The organism is Quyinboa ferrireducens (genome assembly GCF_042436675.1).
Classification (GTDB): Bacteria; Bacteroidota; Bacteroidia; order Bacteroidales; family UBA5342; genus JBHJHP01.
Genome location: NZ_JBHMVA010000001.1, coordinates 864,297 through 884,106 on the forward strand (window position 1 = coordinate 864,297; position 19,810 = coordinate 884,106).

Here is a 19,810-nt window from a genome sequence, read left to right on the forward strand (position 1 = left end):
GTTCGCTAACCCCAAAGTGAACTCATTGATCAAAATTACTGTTTATTATAAGTTGTGATAATTTAAAATGCATGGCACTTAAAAGCAATATTGCACCACTTGGGAATATGGAAGAGCTTTCGTTTGAAGATTTCAAAAAAGAGGTATTAAACGATTACAAACTTGGTTGGGTCAGCCGTAATTTAAGTACTACAGGCAGAATGGAGGTCCTTACCGGAAAAGCCTTTTTTGGCATTTTTGGTGATGGTAAGGAGGTCGCCCAGATTGCAATGGCAAAAACATTTAAGAATGGTGACTGGCGATCGGGTTATTACCGTGACCAAACGTTTATGTTGGCTACAGGCATGCTGACTCCGGAAGAATTTTTCTCTCAGCTATATGGTGATACTGATATAAACCGTAATCCTTCAACCGGAGGAAGAGGAATGAACAACCACTTCGGGTCAAGAATAATTGATGCCGATGGTTCCTGGAAAAATCAGACAAAGCAACCGAACTCTTCAGCTGACGTATCCTGTACTGCAGGACAGATGCCACGTTTAGTAGGTCTGGCGCAGGCTTCGAAATTATACAGGAATAATCCGGATCTTTCCCATCTTCAATCTATGAGTAAAAACGGGAATGAAGTGGCTTTCGGAACAATCGGGGATGCCAGCACATCAGAAGGTCAGTTCTGGGAATCTATCAATGCGGCAGGTGTGCTACAAATCCCGATGGCTATCTCCATCTGGGATGACGGTTATGGTATTTCTGTTCCGCGGAGTGTGCAAACCACAAAGGACAGCATTTCGGAAGCTTTAAAGGGATTTGAAAAAGAAAGCGGTACCAACGGATTAAAGATTTACAAAGTTAAAGGCTGGGATTACCCTGAGTTGATAAAAATATACCAGAAAGGCATACAGCTTTGTCGCAAAACACATACGCCGGTTTTGTTTCATGTGAACGAACTGACACAACCACTCGGACACTCTTCTTCAGGTTCCCATGAAAGGTATAAAAGTCAGGAGCAGCTAAACTGGGAAAAGGAGCACGATTGCCTGGTGAAAATGAAGGAATGGATTCTGGAAAATAATCTTGCGCTTGAGGAAGATCTGGATAAACTGGAATCTGAAGCGAAGAAGGAGGTTCGTGATGCCCGCAAGAAAGCGTGGGATGCATACCGAAAAGAATTTGACACCTATTATAAGGAACTACGAGCAATTGTGACCGGTAAAACCTGTACCTGCGATATTGTCAATAAAGGCAAGATTGATAAGGTACTGGAAGAACTTGATGCAGTGCAGTTTCCGGTGAAAGAACATTTGCTGAGTGCGGCCAAAACAATTCTTTGGCATACCTGTCGTACCTGCGAGCTGAAAGGTTCATTGCGGGATCAGCTGAATGTATGGCTCAAACAGAAACGAAAAGAAAATTACGAAAACTATTCCAAACATCTTTATGATGAACCGTGGCTAAAACTGGTGGGTGAAAGTGTCCCTCCCGGAATAACAAATGCTGCAATACAGGTGAATGGCAATGAGGTGATCCGTCGGAATTTTGATGCATTGCTGGCTAACGATCCGCGGATTCTGATATTTGGTGAAGATTCCGGGAAACTGGGCGATGTGAATCAGGGACTGGCGGGATTGCAGGATAAGTTTGGAGAGATGCGTGTGGGTGATACAGGTATCAGGGAAACAACCATTATCGGACAGGGCATAGGGCTGGCACTTAGGGGACTTCGTCCCATTGCCGAAGTTCAATACCTTGATTACCTGATTTATGCCATTCAGACCATGAGCGACGATCTGGCTTCACTGTCCTGGCGTACTGCAGGGGGACAGAAAGCACCTTTGATAGTCCGTACACGCGGGCACCGTTTGGAAGGCGTTTGGCATTCCGGCTCACCCATGAGTTTGCTGATAAACAGTCTGCGTGGTTTCTATATTTGCGTACCAAGAAATATGACGCAGGCCGCAGGTTTTTACAATACCTTGCTTGATCACGATAACCCGGCGTTGGTAATTGAACCACTTAATGCGTACAACCTTAAAGAATATCTTCCTGACAACCTGGGGAAGTTTAAAGTTCCTTTGGGCAAACCGGAGATTTTACAGGAAGGAGAAGACATTACTCTGGTTACATATGGCTCATGCGTAAGGATCGCTCAGGAGGCCATCGAACGATTAAAATCGTTTGATATATCTGTGGAGCTGATCGATGTTCAGACACTGCTTCCGTTCGATGTGGAACACGTTATTGCAGAATCTATCAAAAAAACCAACAGGGTACTCTTTTTTGATGAGGATGTTCCAGGAGGTGCTACCGGATTTATGATGCAGCAGGTACTGGAAGTACAGAAAGCTTTTGAATATCTTGATTCATCCCCTAAAACACTCACCGGAAGGGACCATCGTCCGGCCTACAGTACCGATGGTGATTATTTTTCAAATCCAAATGCTGATGATGTGTTTGAGTATGTATATGATATTATGAATGAAGCTAAACCGGATAAATATCCTGGCTGGACGTGATCATTTATGCAAAATAAAAAGGTACCGTAAAGGGGAAAACGGTACCTCTCTGAAAAACAAACTAATCATAGTTTGTATCTTCCGGAAACAGTAGTGAATCTAATGAATGATAATAAATGGTGAAGTTATTATCCCGGAAGACGTTTGAGCCTGTAAATAATACAGACCTGATATAAAGTGATTTGTGTTCATTACAGGAAACGTATTATCTGCTTTTTTTATTTCAATTAACCTGCCAATTCTATCATAAATTTTTATTTTAAGGATTTCAGACCTGCATTCAACGGTAATTTTATCTGTCGCCGGATTGGGGTATATCTTAATCTTACCGGGATCAACATACGGTGTGTCGATAATTGTTTCCTTCTGAGCAGCGCCGTTTAATTTGTATGAACTTAATATTTTAAATTGTCCGGCAGACAGGTCCATTTGTAGTGTCTCATTGGCTACCGCTATTGAGTCCCCGGTGAAGGCATCCCACCACCATCCGTTCATGGGCATAGAAACAACACTGGATTTATTTGAAACGTCAGTATTGGAAGCCACAACCACAAAAGCCGTGTCGTTATCATTCAGAATTATCTTTTTAATAGATTTTGCCCCAATATCTGTGGTAAAGTCGGTGGTTTTGAAAATAGGATTCTGAGTCTTAAGATTGATGAGTCTCGAAAATGTATTTTTCAGTGCGACTCTGTTAGTATCTTCCAGATAGGACCACAAGATGGGTTTCTCACCAATTCTACCGTTATAATCTATGGAATAATCATAACCCAGTTCTTCAAATTGCCACATCATTTTAGGACCCGGAATCGTAAAAAACAAGGATGCAGCCATGCCAATTCTTTTTAAGGCAGTTTCCGGATCCATAACAGAATAATTCCCATTTGAATTTCCCCATGTAAGGCATTTGTACATTAAACGTTCTTCATCGTGGCTTTCCATATAACTTACAAGGTTTGGATTATTCCATCCTCTGGTTTTATATGACGCCCAGCTAAGGTTTGATGTTGTTACATATCCCATGGCATTTTCACCATAGGCATAATTCATATTGCCCCATAGCAGAATTCCATAATTGGCCAACACTGTTTCCTCGGAATTATCAGCCAAATGTTCGCAGATCATGTAGGCCTCAGGCTTTTGTTCCTTCATTTTATCATAAATACGTTCCAGTATTTTGATGCGTGATAAATCATAGGCCTGGCCTGTTCCGGGAGTATTTGTAAACCCTTTGGTAAAGTCGAACCGGAATCCATCCAGGTTATAATCGTTCAACCAGTGATCGGTTACCCTGTCAACAAAATACTGCGTTGCCGGTGATTCGTGGTTAAAATCGTATCCCCATGAAAACAAGGTATTGGGACTCGTAACATTGAACCATGGATTTTGAGGTGAGGGATTCCCATTTTCAAAATACATCTGAACCATTGGATTCTGTCCGTAAGCATGGTTCAATACCATATCCATAATTACTATCATTCCTCTGGCATGGCATGAATCGATGAACTCTTTATAGTCACCTTCTGTGCCGTAATATTTGTCAGGTGCAAAAAAGAAAGAAGGGTTATATCCCCAGCTGCTGTTACCCTCAAATTCATTGAAAGGCATCAGTTCAATGGTGTTCACGCCTAAGGATTTAAGATAATCCAGTTTGGTCCGGACTTCTTTTATTGTATGAGACTCCACAAAATCGCGGATTAGTAGTTCATAGATAACTAAATCAGAAATTTCCGGCAATTCGTAATTCGTAATTCTCCATTCGTAATTGATTTTGCCGGGTTGTAAAACGCTTACAATTCCTGTGGTTTTTCCTGCAGGGTATGGTTTTAAATTTGGATATACACTTTCCGAAATGTAACCATCATTCCAGGGATCGAGTACTTTTTCGGTGTAAGGATCTGCGATCAGAAGTCCGTCATCGATAAGGTATTGGTATGCGTACTCAATCCCTGGAGTGAGATTATTCAGTGTAATCCACCAGTAGTCACCATCCTTGTATAACTGGTAATCAGAAGACGGCGTCCAGTCATTAAAATCCCCGATCAGGTAAACATGTTGTTTGTAAGGAGCATAAAGTACAAGGGTCACGGTTTGATCCGAGACATAATTAATTCCGTCAATAACGCCTTCAGGTCGTGATTTTTCAACCGGAGTATCCCTGACAAAAATCAAAGTCGTATCATAATCTGTATTGCTATCTTTTTCTGCTTTTATAACAGCCGTATAATTTCCCGGATCAATAAACTGATAACTGAATTCCATATTTATATCATTTACGGAATGAACTGTGCTGTTGTTGATTGTCAGGCTTAAATCAGCAGTGTCGGATGCAGAGGCTTTAAAAGCAATACTTTGGGTAGGATCAATAAGTAAAGGTGAAGCATCAGGATAGATGAAAGCAACAGAGAACTCATCTGTGGCCACATCCACAAAAATATCGGTTCCCCCGGTTCCTTTACCTTCTCTGGTGCCATCAGCACTACGAAATACAAACGCAAGTTGAAGGATCGTTTCACTTTCAGGCACACCATAATAAGATCGAATATCCGGCGTTAATTCCAGTTTATACAGATTGGTTGATATCCGGGTCAGCTTACAGTCAGGAATATTTACTCCCCATTCTGCCTTTACATATTTCCAGTCACTTGCACTGGTACTTTTATCAGTGATAACACCAGTGTGTGCATATATGTCACCAGTATAATTTTCGAGGCCGCCTGATCCCTCTGATGCGTTGAAATATACAGTAACCGGTTTCGAATCCACTGGTATGCCCGGATCGGTATACACAACCTGTGCATAAGAGACAATTTCAAATAAGGAAAGTAAAATAAATACGAGCTTCCTCATGCCTTCATGGTGTTTTTTAAAAGGTGACTAATTTATGATGCAAGAATTCAGAAACAATAAAAAAGCATACCCAAAACTGGATATGCTTTTTTATTTAAAAAGATGTATTATTCAATAGTTCCTGTTCCATCAGTAAAGTTAAGCGTAACTTTTTGTCCTGCGGTAACATTTACTCTTTCCTGGTCATTTCCGGTACCACGGTATTCAATTACACCGTTAAGAACTATAAATTCAGCTTGCCACCATTCAATAGCACTTGGCACTTCTGCATCTGTTGTTAATGTATTTGCCTTAACGCACATACGTAATTCTCCATCTGCACTGAATGCTGGAGATGTAATTGTTTTAGCTGCATTATCAACTGTGAATTCTACATTTCCTGCCCATGTGTCATCCCCAAATACAGGACCAACACCATTTACAGAAGGAGGATTTATTTCAATGGTTTCATCAGCAAGATTGACAACTACCGTGTAATATCCTGATTCAGCTACATCAGGTACGTTGTCAGTTCCTTTTGCATAAACTCCGTTAGTAGCTCCTGCTGCTGCATCAACACCAAAATCTTTACCCCAGCTTTTTTCCTGGCAAAATTTAATGCCTGCATCTGTCACCCCAGCTTCAATCCATACAACACGCCAGAATAAATGAGGATTACTATTTACAGGTATCATTTCGATACTATTAGCAGCCCAGTCCCAGCCTCCAATAGAAGCTCCAATCATATACATTTGTTCCGGGTATTCTGGAGGAGGCAATTCGCCAGCATCTTCAGTTGTGCCGACAACACCTGCAATACCTTTCTCTCCTGCAGTCCAGGTAAAAGTGAAGTTTAGTAATTGTCCTCCATTATCAACTTCAATATCATCACCATCTGCGGTCAGGTCAGCCAGAGATCCTCCGTAGCTTATATCAGGACGACAGTGATCACCGTCCTGGCCTCCTGCATCAAGGTTTGTCCATGGAACATCTTCTAAAATAAATTTCCAGGCTTTATTGATACGAACCTTAAACTTGCCACTTAAATTTACGCTTTTACTTGTTGTAAATGTTGCTGATTCTGCAGTACCTGAAACATAAGAAGCAACATCTCCTGTTGCACTGATTTCGAATTCATTAATCTTCATAATCCAGAACTGTGAAGTCGTTTTATCGGTCATCACATAATACAAACCGGCTTCAGAGATTGAATAAGTATCAGTACCACCAGAAACCAGACTACCTTTTTTATACATGATAGAGTCGGTTGCAGTTCCTACCTCTGCATTTTGATAAACTGTTTCAACACTTGCAGCACTGTAACTGATGGTTTCATCAGCTGTAACTTCTGAAAATGCAAATTCGCCTGCTGAGAGATAGAAAATGCCATACATCATACCTTCCCTAACAGCTTTTACAGCATAATCACTACTAGGTTCAACATATTGTTTTGCGTCCAGAACCAATACTTCATCTCCGGTTGCTGTTCCTTTAATCTGCATTCCATAGATAGGATTATCTATTACAGTAGGGCCATTGTCATCTTTATTACATGAGGTAAAATAAACTCCCCCAATAAGTAACATGAACAAATACAAAAGATTTTTCTTCATAACTTTTATTTTATATTAATTAGTAACTAAAAATAATTGCGTTTTATAATTGTAAATTAACAGGATCACTGTTTAAATTAGGATTTGCATCAAGCTGATCCTGAGGTAAAGGGAACACACGTCTTTCAGCACCTTCTCCTGATTCTGTTGCACCCAGCCACCAGTTTCTGTCAGCAAAAAGTCCAAACCTGATTAAATCACTTCTTCTGTGACCTTCAAGAAATAATTCTCTTCCTCTTTCATCCAATACTTCACTCAATGTAGCTGTTACAGAAGGCAAACCTGCTTTGGTACGCGTTTGATTTAGATCATCATCAGCTGAAGCATCAGCAAGTGTGGCTCCTCTCAATGTTGCTTCGGCCCGCATCAGGTAGGCATCAGCCAGGCGGAACACCGGAAAGTCATTATTCATAATTGGTCCTGATCCGATTTCTACTTCGAATTTAACAACCCGGTAACCTGAAAATCGTGTAACTGCAGCTCCATCAGTAGCGTCTGTCATTATGTCGGCTTTAATATCCTGTGTAAGAATTAGTTTGCCATTGTCATTGGATAATTCATTACCATCAATATCATACTGCTGACCACGAAGGAAAGCACTTGCCCTTTGATCAACTATCTCATCGTTTACAGAGGTGTTATCATCCGGATTGTCATAACCGTCATTCGGTGCAAATAATTTTTCATAATAGTCCGGTTTTACAGCACATCCGTTCCAGGGCGAACTTTGGAGGTCGTAAGTCTTTTGATGCAGTGTATGCAGTGTTCTGAAATTGTGACGCATTCCATCATCCGCATTTTCATCTCCAAGGATTGAAAAGATGACTTCCGACGAAGCGGCATTATCAACTTTAAATGGTCCAAGCCTGTCTGATTCAAGTTGATAACCGGAATTTATGACTAAATTCATATACTTTGCTACGGAATCCATGTCGTTGACATTGAAATTGCTATCGCCTTTGTATATTGCTCCGTTCAAATATAATTTGCCCAATAGCATATAGGCCATTGCTTTGGAAATTTTGTAGTTGTCAACCGTTCCCGGTTCCGGTAAATCAGGAATTGCCTCTGTAACTACTGTAATTAATCTGTTGTAGATATCGGCTCGTTTAACACGATAGGGATTACTTTCGGCATTGCTAAACGATTCACTATAAGGCACAGCTCCGTAGTTGTCGATGAGCAAATAAAAAAGATAGCTTCTTAAAACTTTCATTTCAGCACGGGCCAGAGTTGCTGCTTCACTGTCAGCCTGAAAATACTCTAAAGCCTGGTTACAACGAACCACACCTGAGTATAAATGAGACCACATGCTTTGCACGCCTATTGTTGTAGAATTCCATGTGTGTCTGTGCAGAACACGCCATTTCCCGTCATCTTCCCAGTCTGTTCCACGCTGAGGGAAAACCAGAAAATCAGATGTTACCTCCTGCATATATAGCCACCAACCCCAGTCATCTAACAAATGCCTTTGTTCTGTATAGGCACTTAACGTAATTGACTCCAGTTGACCTTCGTTCTCCGGAAACTTATCGGCAGGTAAATTTTCATATATTTCAGTATCAAGATTACAAGCCGAGATCCAGAAAATACTGGCTATAATAATTAATATTCTATATGTCTTCATCACTTATTCAGTTATTTGATATGGTTAATTTTAAAAAGTAACATTAAACCCTACGGTGAATGTTGTACTTTTTGGATAAACATTAAAGATATCAATGCCAATTGTACTTGGATCAATACCAGAGTATTGAGTTAGTGTCCATAAGTTGTTTCCTGAGGCAAATACTCGTGCTCTTTGCAGCCAGTTAATATTTTTTGTATTAAATGTATAGCCTACGGTAATGTTTTCCAGCCTTACAAAATCTCCTTTTTCCAGAAAATAATCAGAAAAAGTAGAAGCCTCTTTGAGTTCAGTCCTGGCAGGTGCCGAATTCAGAACGTTTCGGGTTGGGAAATAACTTGGGTTATCAAATACCATATTAGTAGCATTCAGGATATCGTGTCCAAACATTCCGCGCAGTGTAAAGGTTAGATCCCAATCCTTAAAAAGAGTAATATTGTTACTCCATCCCAACTCTAGCTTTGGTTGTGCATGTCCGAGAATTTGTTTGTCCTTTTCTTCAATATTATCAATAGTGGCATAAGTTCCATCCGCTTTCTCATATAAAAAAGAACCTGTTCTCTTATCTATGCCGACAAATTTAGGACCAAAAAATGTTCCCCTTTCTTCCCCTTTCTTCATAATTTGAGTATAGGTGCCATAACCAAGTGGTTCCTGTAAGTAGCCTTCATTTACTTTTTCAACTGCCGGATATTGCTCGTTTCCAAGGGCTGTAATAATAGCTTTGTCATGTGTGGCAACGATTGTACTTGCCCATTTTGCATTTAGACCGGCAAGGATATGTCCTGTTAATGAGGCCTCAAAACCATTTATATCAATAGCACCTCCATTAGCCAGGGTACTGGTAACTAGGTTAGGTGGGACCGGAACAGTATAGGAATATATTAGGTCTGTGGTTTTTTTGTTATAATAATCCACAGATCCGGTAATTCTGTCGTTAAGTAATCCAAAATCAGCTCCAATATTTATTTCAGTGTTTACCTCCCACTTTAAATAGAGATTGGGATTCTGAATTGCCCCGTAATTAACCGTATATTTATTGGTGGTTGGATCCTGTGTATAACCTGTAACACCATACAATGCAATATTCCTATAGGAATCGATCTCCTGATTTCCTGTTTGTCCGTATCCTAATCTGATTTTGGCCAGGCTTAAAAAGTCAACATCTTTCATAAATGACTCCTGCTTCATATTCCAGGCAAGAGAAGCTGATGGGAACAGTCCCCATTCTTTATTTGCTCCAAATTTGGAAGATCCGTCACGCCTTAAAGTGGCAGTCACAAAATATCTTCCGGCATAATTGTAAACGAGTCTTCCGAAACCGGAAATAAGTTTACTTTCACCTTTGTAAGAATCAACATCTCCCGGAACAACCAATGCCAATGAAGCTAAATCGTCAGCCCTGGTATAATCTGAACCTGGGTTTTTACCTTCGGCACTAAATCCGTCCCAAAGGAATTTCTGATAAGAATAACCACCGACCAGATTTAAAGAGTGATTGTTAAACTCCTTTTTGTAATTTGCAAAAGCTTCAAATAAAATGGATGCATTATTCCCGTAATTCCGTCTGCCATAACCTTCTCCGTTTATTGGTCCATTAGATGCAGGTTCAAAGTATGATGATTCAGAGTCATCACGGGTATACGCACCGTTTAAGGTAATTTTGAAACCATTAAATACGTCAATATCTGTTTTTAATCTACCTAAGAAACGCTTGGCATCCCGTGTATTTTGAATATCGTTTAAAACTGCAACAGGGTTACTGTAATTATTTACCGGTTGCGTAGGATCCTGATAATATGTCCCATCTTCGTTATAAACCGGAATAGTGGGATTTCGTTGAAAAGCCTGAAACAATACCCCGTCAGCTCCTGAGCTTCCATAATTTATATAATCGTTATGTTCAATTGTATTTGCAATATTCATGGATAGCGTAACAACATCATTAAATGCTTTGGTTTCTGCATTTAATCGCATTATTGTACGTTGTTTACCTGAATTTAATACAATTCCCTGCATATTATTGTGAGATACAGAGGCTCTGTAATTGCCATTTTCATTTCCTCCTGAAAATGCCAGAGATTCATTATTGGAATATCCTGTCCTGTAAATTTCGTCCTGCCAGTCAGTGTTATATCCCAAGTCTCTAATTTCAATTCCTAGTTCATTAGCATAGGCTCTGTATTCATTTGCAGACATAAGATCAAGTCTGCTTTTAGATGCAATTTGATCAATGGTACCATAACTACTGAATTCAATTCTTGATTCTCCTTTTTGACCCTTTTTTGTGGTAATAATTATAACGCCATTTGCGCCTCTGGATCCATAGATTGCTGCTGATGATGCATCTTTTAAAATGTTAAAGCTTGCAATATCTTCAGGTGCAATAGTTGTTGGGTCAACACCAACAACACCATCAACAACATATAAAGGATCTGTACCAGCCGATAATCCTGAGGCTCCTCTGATTTTTACATTAAATCCTGCATTTGGGTCACTTCCGGCTTTTCTAATCGTAACACCGGCAACTTTACCTTGTATTCCTTCAATAGGATCCTGAACGGCGACCGTTTGGATGTCTTTGTCAGTCACGTTATAAACAGCCCCTGTTTTATCCTCCTTTTTCTGAACACCATAACCAATTACAAGAAACTCTTCCAGTTGCTCAAGTTTGGGATCAAGGGCTACGTTAATTACAGTTTGACCTTTGGTAGTAACTTCCTTAGTATTATAGCCAATAAAGCTAAATACAAGGGTTTCGTTTGCTGAAGGAATGGTAATGCTGTAATTTCCATCAAAGTCAGTAATTACACCCATTGTTGTTCCTTTAACAAGAATAGAAACCCCCGGGAGTGGAGATTCATCTTTTGCATCTGTAACAGTACCTGTCACAGTTACAGTTTGAGCAAATATATTTGTTGAAAATAAGAGTAGTGTGCTCAACAATATTATTGCCTGCTTTTTGATTTTTTGTCTCATAGAATCAATTTCTTCGTTAACAATAAAAACCTGAATATTAACTGAGATTTTTTTAGAGATTTTTTACGTATAGCCTTCCCAAGCCAGTACAAAACTATGACTGTTTAAAGCGATTGCATAGATTTCTTGCGCAAAAGGCAACAATTTTTAACGAAAACGTTTCCGCAAACGTTTTCGGAATTAGTGTTCTGCACATAAGTTAGTTATGGATTAGGTAAGCAGTTGAATTGCGTTTTCTTGTTTAACTTAATATTAATACCTAATATTGTAATAGCACAACACCTCAATACTGGTGAAAAGAACTCAGATAACCATTAAGGATATTGCCCGCGAACTGGGCATATCTCCTTCAACCGTTTCCCGTGCGCTAAAAGATCACCCCGATATTAGTGCAGAAACAAAAAAAGCAGTTAGAGATCTGGCGGCCAAATATCATTATACGCCTAATTCTATAGCACTAAGCTTAAGAAGCCAGAAGAGTAATGTGATTGGTGTAGTTATTCCTCAGATTGTACATTTTTTCTTTTCATCCGTCATAAGTGGTATTGAGGAAGCCGCAGAAGAATATGGATATAATGTTATGGTCTGCCAATCGGATGAAAGTTACGAAAAGGAGATCCGTAACGTAGATACCTGTATCAGTAGCCGTATAGACGGTATTCTGGTTTCCATGTCAAAGAATACACACAAATATGATCATTTTGAAAAGATACTTGAGGATAATATCCCTCTGGTATTTTTCGACAGGGTTTGTCCAGGTGTAAAAGCAGATCGTATCGTTGTGGATGATTACTATGGTGCGTTCAATGCAGTAGAACATATGATCAAAGGCGGATGCAGGCGTATTGCTCACCTAGGATCATCAAAACATCTTTTAATTGCACGTAACCGGTTGAATGGTTATATCGACGCCCTGAAAAAATATGGTTTACCGGTTGATGAAGGTATTATTCTTGAGTGTGACAGTAGGGAAAGCGCATTGGAAAGAACCCCGACATTATTTACAAAAGGTGAAAACCCGGATGGAATTTTTGCCATAAACGATCTTACCGCTTCAGGGGCACTGACTGCTGTAAAACGTTTAGGATTTAGTGTACCGGATGACGTGTCAATATGTGGTTTTTCAGATGGTTTGGTTGCACAGGTGGTCGAACCACCGATGACTACCGTGGAACAACATGGATTTGAAGTAGGAAAGGCAGCTGCACAATTACTGATTGACCGTATTGAAGGCAGAGCTACGACTAACAGCATCACCAAAATGATAAAAACAACACTCGTTGTTCGAGAGTCAACCAGATTGGTAAAAGATTCTGCAAACGTTTGAAATTTCAAAAAAAATGATTAAGTCATTTAAATTCAGGTCGATATAAGAGATGTAATTTTTTACTTGGTGTGATTGTCCATATATTTGTTGCACTGATTTTATAAAAGAGATTTCCCGTATAACATCTTCCCGCCAATTAATAATCTGAAATATTAATTGTTAACCAATGCTATATTCATGAAAACGAAACCCCGCCTCAGTTTTTGGCAGATATGGAATATGAGTTTCGGGTTCCTTGGAATCCAGTTTGGCTTCGCTTTACAAAATGCCAATGCCAGCAGAATCCTTCAGGTTTTTGGAGCCGATGTTGAACATCTTAACTGGTTTTGGTTGGTTGCTCCCGTAACAGGAATGATCATTCAACCTATTATAGGGTATTACAGTGACCGAACATGGAACAAACTTGGGAGAAGGAGACCATACTTCCTTATTGGTGCTATACTGACCAGTATTGCATTAATCATGATGCCGAATGCTCCGCATTTTGCACAATATCTTGCCCCAATGTTTATTGGAGGCGGTTTGCTGATGATTATGGATGCATCCATAAATATTTCCATGGAACCATTTCGTGCTCTTGTTGCTGATAAACTACCGGAAGATCAACATACTCTGGGATTTTCAGTACAGACCCTGTTAATTGGAATTGGGGCGGTTATTGGTTCCTGGCTACCTTATATTTTGGGTAATTTTTTAGGTTTTTCAAAAGAAGCTGAAGAAGCAGGAAGGGTAGCACCCAATGTATACTGGTCGTTTTATATTGGAGCCATGGTTTTGATAACAACCATTGTATGGACTGTTTCTACAACTAAAGAATATCCTCCTGAATTTTACGATGAGGAGAAGGTTGAAACAAAAGTTAAGACAAAATTCAAGATTCCTAAAACGATGATACAGCTTCTGGTGGTTCAGTTTTTCTCATGGTTTGCATTATTTTCTATGTGGGTTTACACCACACCAGCAATAGCATATCATTTTTATGGTACGCTTGATGCCAACAGCACAGGGTATCAGGAAGCTGGAGACTGGGTCGGTATTTTGTTCGGAGTTTATAATGGTATTTCGGCCATTATTGCGTTATCACTGCCTGTCATTGCAAGACGAATTGGAAGACGTCATACTCATGCTTTAGCGTTGACCATTGGTGGATTATCTTTCCTGTCATTTATGTTGTTTAGAAATGACACGTGGCTGATTTTACCAATGATAGGCATCGGTATTGCATGGGGGAGTATTCTGGCCATGCCTTACTCTATTCTTGCGAATACAATTCCGCCAAAGCAAATGGGTGTCTTTATGGGACTGTTTAATATGTCCATTACAATTCCTCAAATTACAAATGGTGTTTTCGGGACGCTTATTCTTAAGCACATTTATAATGATAATCCTTTTAATGCCATTATTGGTTCAGGAGTTTTGATGTTGCTGGGAGCAGCAAGTACATTCTTTGTGGAGGATAAGTTGGATAAAAAGACTGGGCATTAGTGGAAGTCAAAGCATGCATATTCGATCTGGACGGGGTGATTTGTGATACCGCAAAATATCATTACCTGGCATGGAAAGAGCTGGCAGATAGTCTTGGATTTGAGTTCACTCCTGAAGACAATGAACGGCTGAAAGGTGTAAGCAGAATGGCATCACTGGATATTTTGCTGGAAATAGGAGGTTTAACATTTGATGCTCAAAAAAAACACCAGATGGCTGAAGAAAAAAACAAGCGTTACAGGGAATATATTTTTAAGATGAACCCAGATGAGATCCTGCCCGGTGTTCTGTCATTTCTGGATGAGCTGAAACGATCAGGGATAAGTATCGCTTTAGGTTCGGCGAGTAAAAATGCGAAAACTATACTGGAACGACTTGGAATTCTATCGTTGTTTGATGCTATAGTAGATGGCTCCATGGTTCAACACGCCAAACCTAATCCCGAGGTCTTTCTCCTTGGGGCGAAACTGGTTGGAGTTCAGCCGACAGAATCGGTGGTATTCGAGGACGCACAGGCTGGCATCCAGGCTGCTTTGAACGGAGGCATGGTTGCAATTGGTATAGGTGACAAACCTGTGTTGCAAAAGGCACATTATGTTGCAGATGGATTTAAGGATTTTACGCTGAAAAAACTGCGTGAAATTGTGGTAAATCTTTAACAATGCCAATATGAAAAGTATCATAGAAAAAGATAACTGGAAAATCATTCAATACCGGTTTGACCCGGAGAAGCAGGAAGCTGCTGAAAGTATTTTCAGCATTGGAAACGGGAAGATGGGGCAACGGGCAAATTTCGAAGAATACTATAGCGGTGATTCCCTCCAGGGATCATATATTGCCGGCATTTATTATCCGGATAAAACCCGCGTAGGATGGTGGAAAAACGGGTATCCGGAATATTTTGCCAAGGTGCTGAATTCTCCTTCGTTTATTCCGGTTCACGTAACCGTTGAAAATGAAGTGCTTGACCTGGCGACCTGGCAGGTGGTGGAGTTCGAGCGTGCTTTGGATATGCAGCGGGGTATCTTAAGCAGGTCATTTACTGCTGTTTCACCATTAGGGAAAAAGGTTCAGGTAAGAGCTGAGCGATTCTTAAGCATGGATGAACCGGAGGTGGCAGCCATAAAATATTCCATACTTTTACCCGATGGAGGTGCCAATATTCTAATAAAACCAGGCATTTATGGTGATGTGAAAAACAGGGATTCCAATTATGATGAAGTTTTCTGGAACATCCTTGAGACAGAGAATAAAACGCTTACTAATCACCTGGTGGCCCAGACGAAGAAACTGGATTTCAGAGTAGCATATTCCATGCATAATAAACTTTTTATAAATCAGGTGGAATTGACTGCCACACCCAATCACATTGCCACAGATAAAAAAATTGAATCCGCTTATGAAGTGTATCTTGACAAAGGTCTTGAACTGACTCTTGAAAAGTATGTATCAGTCTTAAGTTCTTTGAATCATCCGGTGGAGAAGCTTCCCAAACTGGCAGTGGAAAAAGTTAAAAATGCAGCACGTACGGGTTATGTGCAATTAAAAGAGAACCATAAAGCATGGTGGGCAAAAAAGTGGCACGACAGCGATATTGCCATAGAGGGTGATGTGGCTGCACAACAGGGAATTCGCTTCAATATCTTTCAATTAAACCAGACTTACACCGGTGATGACCCCAGATTAAATGTTGGCCCGAAGGGTTTTACAGGTGAAAAATATGGTGGATCTACATACTGGGATACCGAAGCATATTGTGTGCCGTTCTTTCTTGGTACAGCTCCGGCTGAGGTAACCAGGAATCTGTTATTATATCGCTATAAGCATCTTGGTAAAGCCATTGAAAATGCAGGTAAATTAGGATTTAATAACGGAGCTGCGTTGTATCCTATGGTGACCATGAATGGTGAAGAATGCCATAATGAATGGGAAATTACGTTTGAAGAAATTCACAGAAATGGGGCTATTGCTTACGCCATTTACAATTATACAACATATACCGGCGATAAAAGCTATCTGGAAGACTACGGGCTTGAGGTCCTTATTGGAATCGCACGTTTCTGGTCTTTGCGGATCAATTGGTCCGAAGAAAAGCAAAAATATGTAATACTTGGCGTGACCGGTCCGAATGAATACGAAAATAACGTTAATAACAACTGGTATACCAATTATATTGCAACCTGGTGTTTACGTTATACGATGGAAATTATCAGTGAATTGAAGGAATCAAGGCCTCAGAAATTACTTGCAGTTTTGGGCAAAACATCTTTCGACGAAGAAAAAGAGATTCGGAAATGGAAGGATATTACTGATAAAATGTATCTGCCTTACGATGAAGAGCGTGGTATTTTTTTGCAACAGGATGGTTTTCTGGATAAAGAGGATAGCCTTGCTGAAGATATTCCAGCTTCAGAAAGACCAATTAACCAAAACTGGTCGTGGGACAGAATTCTTCGTTCATGTTTTATAAAACAGGCCGATGTCCTGCAGGGAATGTTCATTTTTGAACATGAATTTGACTACAATACGATAAAAGTCAACTATGAATTCTATGAACCGAGGTGCGTACATGAATCATCGCTGTCGCCCTGTGTTCATAGTATACTGGCTACGAGTCTTGGTAAAATCGACAGAGCTTATGAACTTTATCTGCGTACTTCGCGGCTCGACCTTGACGATTATAACAAGGAGATTGCAGAGGGTCTACACATTACGAGTATGGCCGGAACCTGGATGTCCGTTGTAATAGGTTTTGGTGGTGTTAAAGTGCGGAATGGGAAATTGCATATCAATCCTGTGCTTCCAAGTGGCTGGACACAGTTCTCTTTTAAGATAAACTTCAGGGAGCGCATCCTTAGTGTAACCATAAATGAAAGTGGCGTAGAACTTTCACTTGAACAGGGAAGCGACCTCGAGCTATTTTTAAATGGAAATTTAATGGTGATAAACTAACGGTGGTTAAAAAGGGCATATTTGGGCATGTATAATAAATAGGTATTACCTTTATAAATATACATTATTAGTTTATTGACCCAATATAGAATTTAAAAGCAGGTTTTCGGATGTAATTGCAGTAAAATTACCAGGAATGAAGCGAAACATTGGATTATACTTTTTCTTTTTATGGTTTGCCTTCTTTCCCGGCAATGCTAAAAATCGGTATATATCAAAAATTTACGACGGAAAAGATCTGTTAGTTTCAACAGATTCAGGAGAGTACATCCTGTCTGCTGTGAAAGAGAATATAATTAAAGTGTCTTTCCGAAATCAACGGATTTATTCCAATAAGACCTATGCACCAGTCATAACAGGCACTCTGGAAACTCATTTAACAGAATTGAATAATGAACTGGTTTTGTCCACTGATGAAATAGATGTGCACATTAATAAATTCCCTGTCTCTATCAATTTTGTTTACAGGGGAGCATTAAAATTGGGTGGGTTAAAATTTGAAACTTCCACTGATACAATGATATACCAGAACAGGATGAAGCCCGGAGAACAGATTTATGGCACAGGAGCAAGAGCTTTGCCTCTTAATCGCCGGGGATACCGTTTTCAGTGCTATAACCAGGCAAACTACGGTTATGGTAATGGTGCAGATTTTCTCAATTATTCCATTCCGCAAATCATGTCCTCTGAAAAATACATGTTGCTGTTCGATAATCCTGCCAGAGCATGGTTCGATATCGGGAATCGTGATGTGGATCGTTTTTCATTTGAAAGCATGGGAGGAAATGCAACAGTTTACTTTTTTGCTGATGATTCTTATGATAAGCTGGTGTCTGATTATGTGAAATTTACCGGGATGCAACCTATTCCGCCGGTCTGGGCGCTCGGAAACCTGCAATCAAGATTTGGATATAGGTCACAGATGCAAACCGAAAATGTTGTGGATTCCATGTTTCAGGCTGGTTATCCAATGGATGCCATTATCCTTGATATTTTCTGGTTTGGCCCTCAGGTTCAGGATGGTTTAATGGGTAATTTGTCATGGGATTCAATACATTGGCCGGAACCGGAACGAATGATCCGTAAGTTCAGAGATAAAGGCGTGAAGACCGTATTGATCAGTGAACCGTTTTTTACTAAAAAGTCAAATCATTATTCCTACCTGGATCAACACGGTTTATTTGGCAAAAATTCTGACGGAACAACCATGACACTTCCCAACTTTTATTTTGGCGAAGCCGGTTTACTGGATATTTTTAATCCTGAAGGAGGGGACTGGTTGTGGCAACGATACGATGCATTAAAACAGCAGGGAGTTGAAGGCTGGTGGTGCGATCTGGGAGAACCGGAAATTCATCCTGATTCCATGATTCATGTGAATGGAAAGGCATCGGAAGTACATGGTATTTACGGGCATAACTGGACTAAAGTGTTTTACGATCATTACCGGAAGGAGTATCCTGACGAACGTTTGTTTGTGTTAGGTCGGGCCGGTTATGCCGGGTCACAACGCTTTGGATTAGTTCCATGGTCGGGAGATGTGGGACGAACATGGAGTGGATTACGTGCGCAGATACCGGTGATGCTTGGCATGGGGCTGTCGGGTCTTGCTTATATGCATTCCGATGCCGGTGGCTTTGCCAGTGGAACGAAGAATCCTGAACTTTATACCCGGTGGTTGCAGTATGCTGTTTTTACGCCGGTTTTTCGTCCGCATTCCGATTCGCATGCTGAACCGGAACCCATCTATTATGCGGATTCCATTCAGGACATTGTCAGGCATTACATCAAGCTAAGGTATGCGATGTTGCCATATAATTACACTTTAGCATGGCAAAACCATACTTCCGGAGAACCAATGGCAAAACCATTGTTCATGGTATATGATGATCCCGAACTGTCAGCTAACGACTCCATCTATTTCTGGGGTGACAATTTGTTGGTGGCGCCGGTCATGCGGTCAGGCACAGGCGTGCAAAAAGTTGCGCTACCGGAAGGAACCTGGTATGATTTTCATACCGGAGATATGATAGAAGGTGGCAAAACTATTGATGTTGCGGTCACGCTCTCAGACATTCCTGTATTTGTAAAAGCAGGCAGCTTTATTCCCATGATTTCTCCGATTCAGTCTACGGATGATTATAAAACCGATACTCTTATTGTTCACTTCTTTACTGACCCGGAACGTAAAGCATCACACTTTATAATGTATGCAGACGATGGCCATACCTTTGGCGCTTATGAGAAGAACCAATATGAGTTGATTGATTTCACATATAAAAACGGCATTTTTACGGTTAAAAGTTCAGGATATAATTACCCGGGCAGACCGCCACATCGACTGCTAAAATTTGTAGTCCATCAACCTGATTTTGAAAAAGTGAAAATCAACAGGAAATGGATAAAGACTGAAATAAAAGAAAAGACCACCTCAATTATAGTCACCTTGCCTGCCAACCGGACCATTGAAATTCAAACCCGCTGA

10 protein-coding genes are annotated in these 19,810 nt (G+C 40.3%); 6 read left to right on the forward strand and 4 right to left on the reverse strand.

Annotated features, from left to right (window positions below):
• Positions 1–71 precede the first annotated feature (71 nt).
• The gene (locus ACE01N_RS03295; protein ID WP_380584778.1) at positions 72–2,513 is read left to right on the forward strand and encodes an alpha-ketoacid dehydrogenase subunit alpha/beta; all 2,442 of its coding nucleotides are present in this window, start codon (positions 72–74) and stop codon (positions 2,511–2,513) included.
• Positions 2,514–2,612: 99 nt separating this feature from the next.
• Here the strand turns inward: ACE01N_RS03295 and ACE01N_RS03300 are convergent, their stop codons facing one another.
• The 4 genes from ACE01N_RS03300 to ACE01N_RS03315 all read right to left on the reverse strand — a co-directional run bounded on the left by ACE01N_RS03300 (position 2,613) and on the right by ACE01N_RS03315 (position 11,561).
• A complete protein-coding gene (locus ACE01N_RS03300; RefSeq protein WP_380584780.1) occupies positions 2,613–5,363 on the reverse strand; it encodes an alpha-amylase family glycosyl hydrolase in 2,751 nt (916 codons plus the stop codon).
• A gap of 107 nt (positions 5,364–5,470) precedes the next feature.
• On the reverse strand, positions 5,471–6,955 hold the full coding sequence (locus tag ACE01N_RS03305; RefSeq protein WP_380584782.1) for a SusF/SusE family carbohydrate-binding protein: 1,485 nt from the start codon (positions 6,953–6,955) through the stop codon (positions 5,471–5,473).
• 43 nt (positions 6,956–6,998) lie between these two features.
• Positions 6,999–8,582 (reverse strand): RagB/SusD family nutrient uptake outer membrane protein, encoded by a 1,584-nt coding sequence (locus ACE01N_RS03310; RefSeq protein ID WP_380584784.1) that lies wholly within the window; start codon positions 8,580–8,582, stop codon positions 6,999–7,001.
• A 30-nt stretch (positions 8,583–8,612) separates the two neighbouring features.
• A complete protein-coding gene (locus ACE01N_RS03315) occupies positions 8,613–11,561 on the reverse strand; it encodes a SusC/RagA family TonB-linked outer membrane protein (RefSeq protein WP_380584786.1) in 2,949 nt (982 codons plus the stop codon).
• Between the two features lie 292 nt (positions 11,562–11,853).
• On the opposite strand from ACE01N_RS03315, the gene ACE01N_RS03320 reads away from it, so the two are divergent.
• The 5 genes from ACE01N_RS03320 to ACE01N_RS03340 all read left to right on the forward strand — a co-directional run bounded on the left by ACE01N_RS03320 (position 11,854) and on the right by ACE01N_RS03340 (position 19,810).
• Entirely contained in the window at positions 11,854–12,888 is a 1,035-nt protein-coding gene (locus ACE01N_RS03320) for a LacI family DNA-binding transcriptional regulator (protein ID WP_380584788.1), read from the forward strand.
• A 177-nt stretch (positions 12,889–13,065) separates the two neighbouring features.
• Positions 13,066–14,373, forward strand: a complete 1,308-nt coding sequence (locus ACE01N_RS03325; protein ID WP_380584790.1) for an MFS transporter — start codon at positions 13,066–13,068, stop codon at positions 14,371–14,373.
• Entirely contained in the window at positions 14,373–15,032 is a 660-nt protein-coding gene (gene pgmB, locus ACE01N_RS03330) for a beta-phosphoglucomutase (RefSeq protein WP_380584792.1), read from the forward strand. The genes ACE01N_RS03325 and pgmB overlap by 1 nt, the downstream gene beginning before the upstream one ends.
• Before the next feature lie 10 nt (positions 15,033–15,042).
• Positions 15,043–17,325 (forward strand): family 65 glycosyl hydrolase domain-containing protein, encoded by a 2,283-nt coding sequence (locus tag ACE01N_RS03335; RefSeq protein ID WP_380584794.1) that lies wholly within the window; start codon positions 15,043–15,045, stop codon positions 17,323–17,325.
• Positions 17,326–17,461: 136 nt separating this feature from the next.
• Positions 17,462–19,810, forward strand: a complete 2,349-nt coding sequence (locus ACE01N_RS03340) for a glycoside hydrolase family 31 protein (protein WP_380584796.1) — start codon at positions 17,462–17,464, stop codon at positions 19,808–19,810.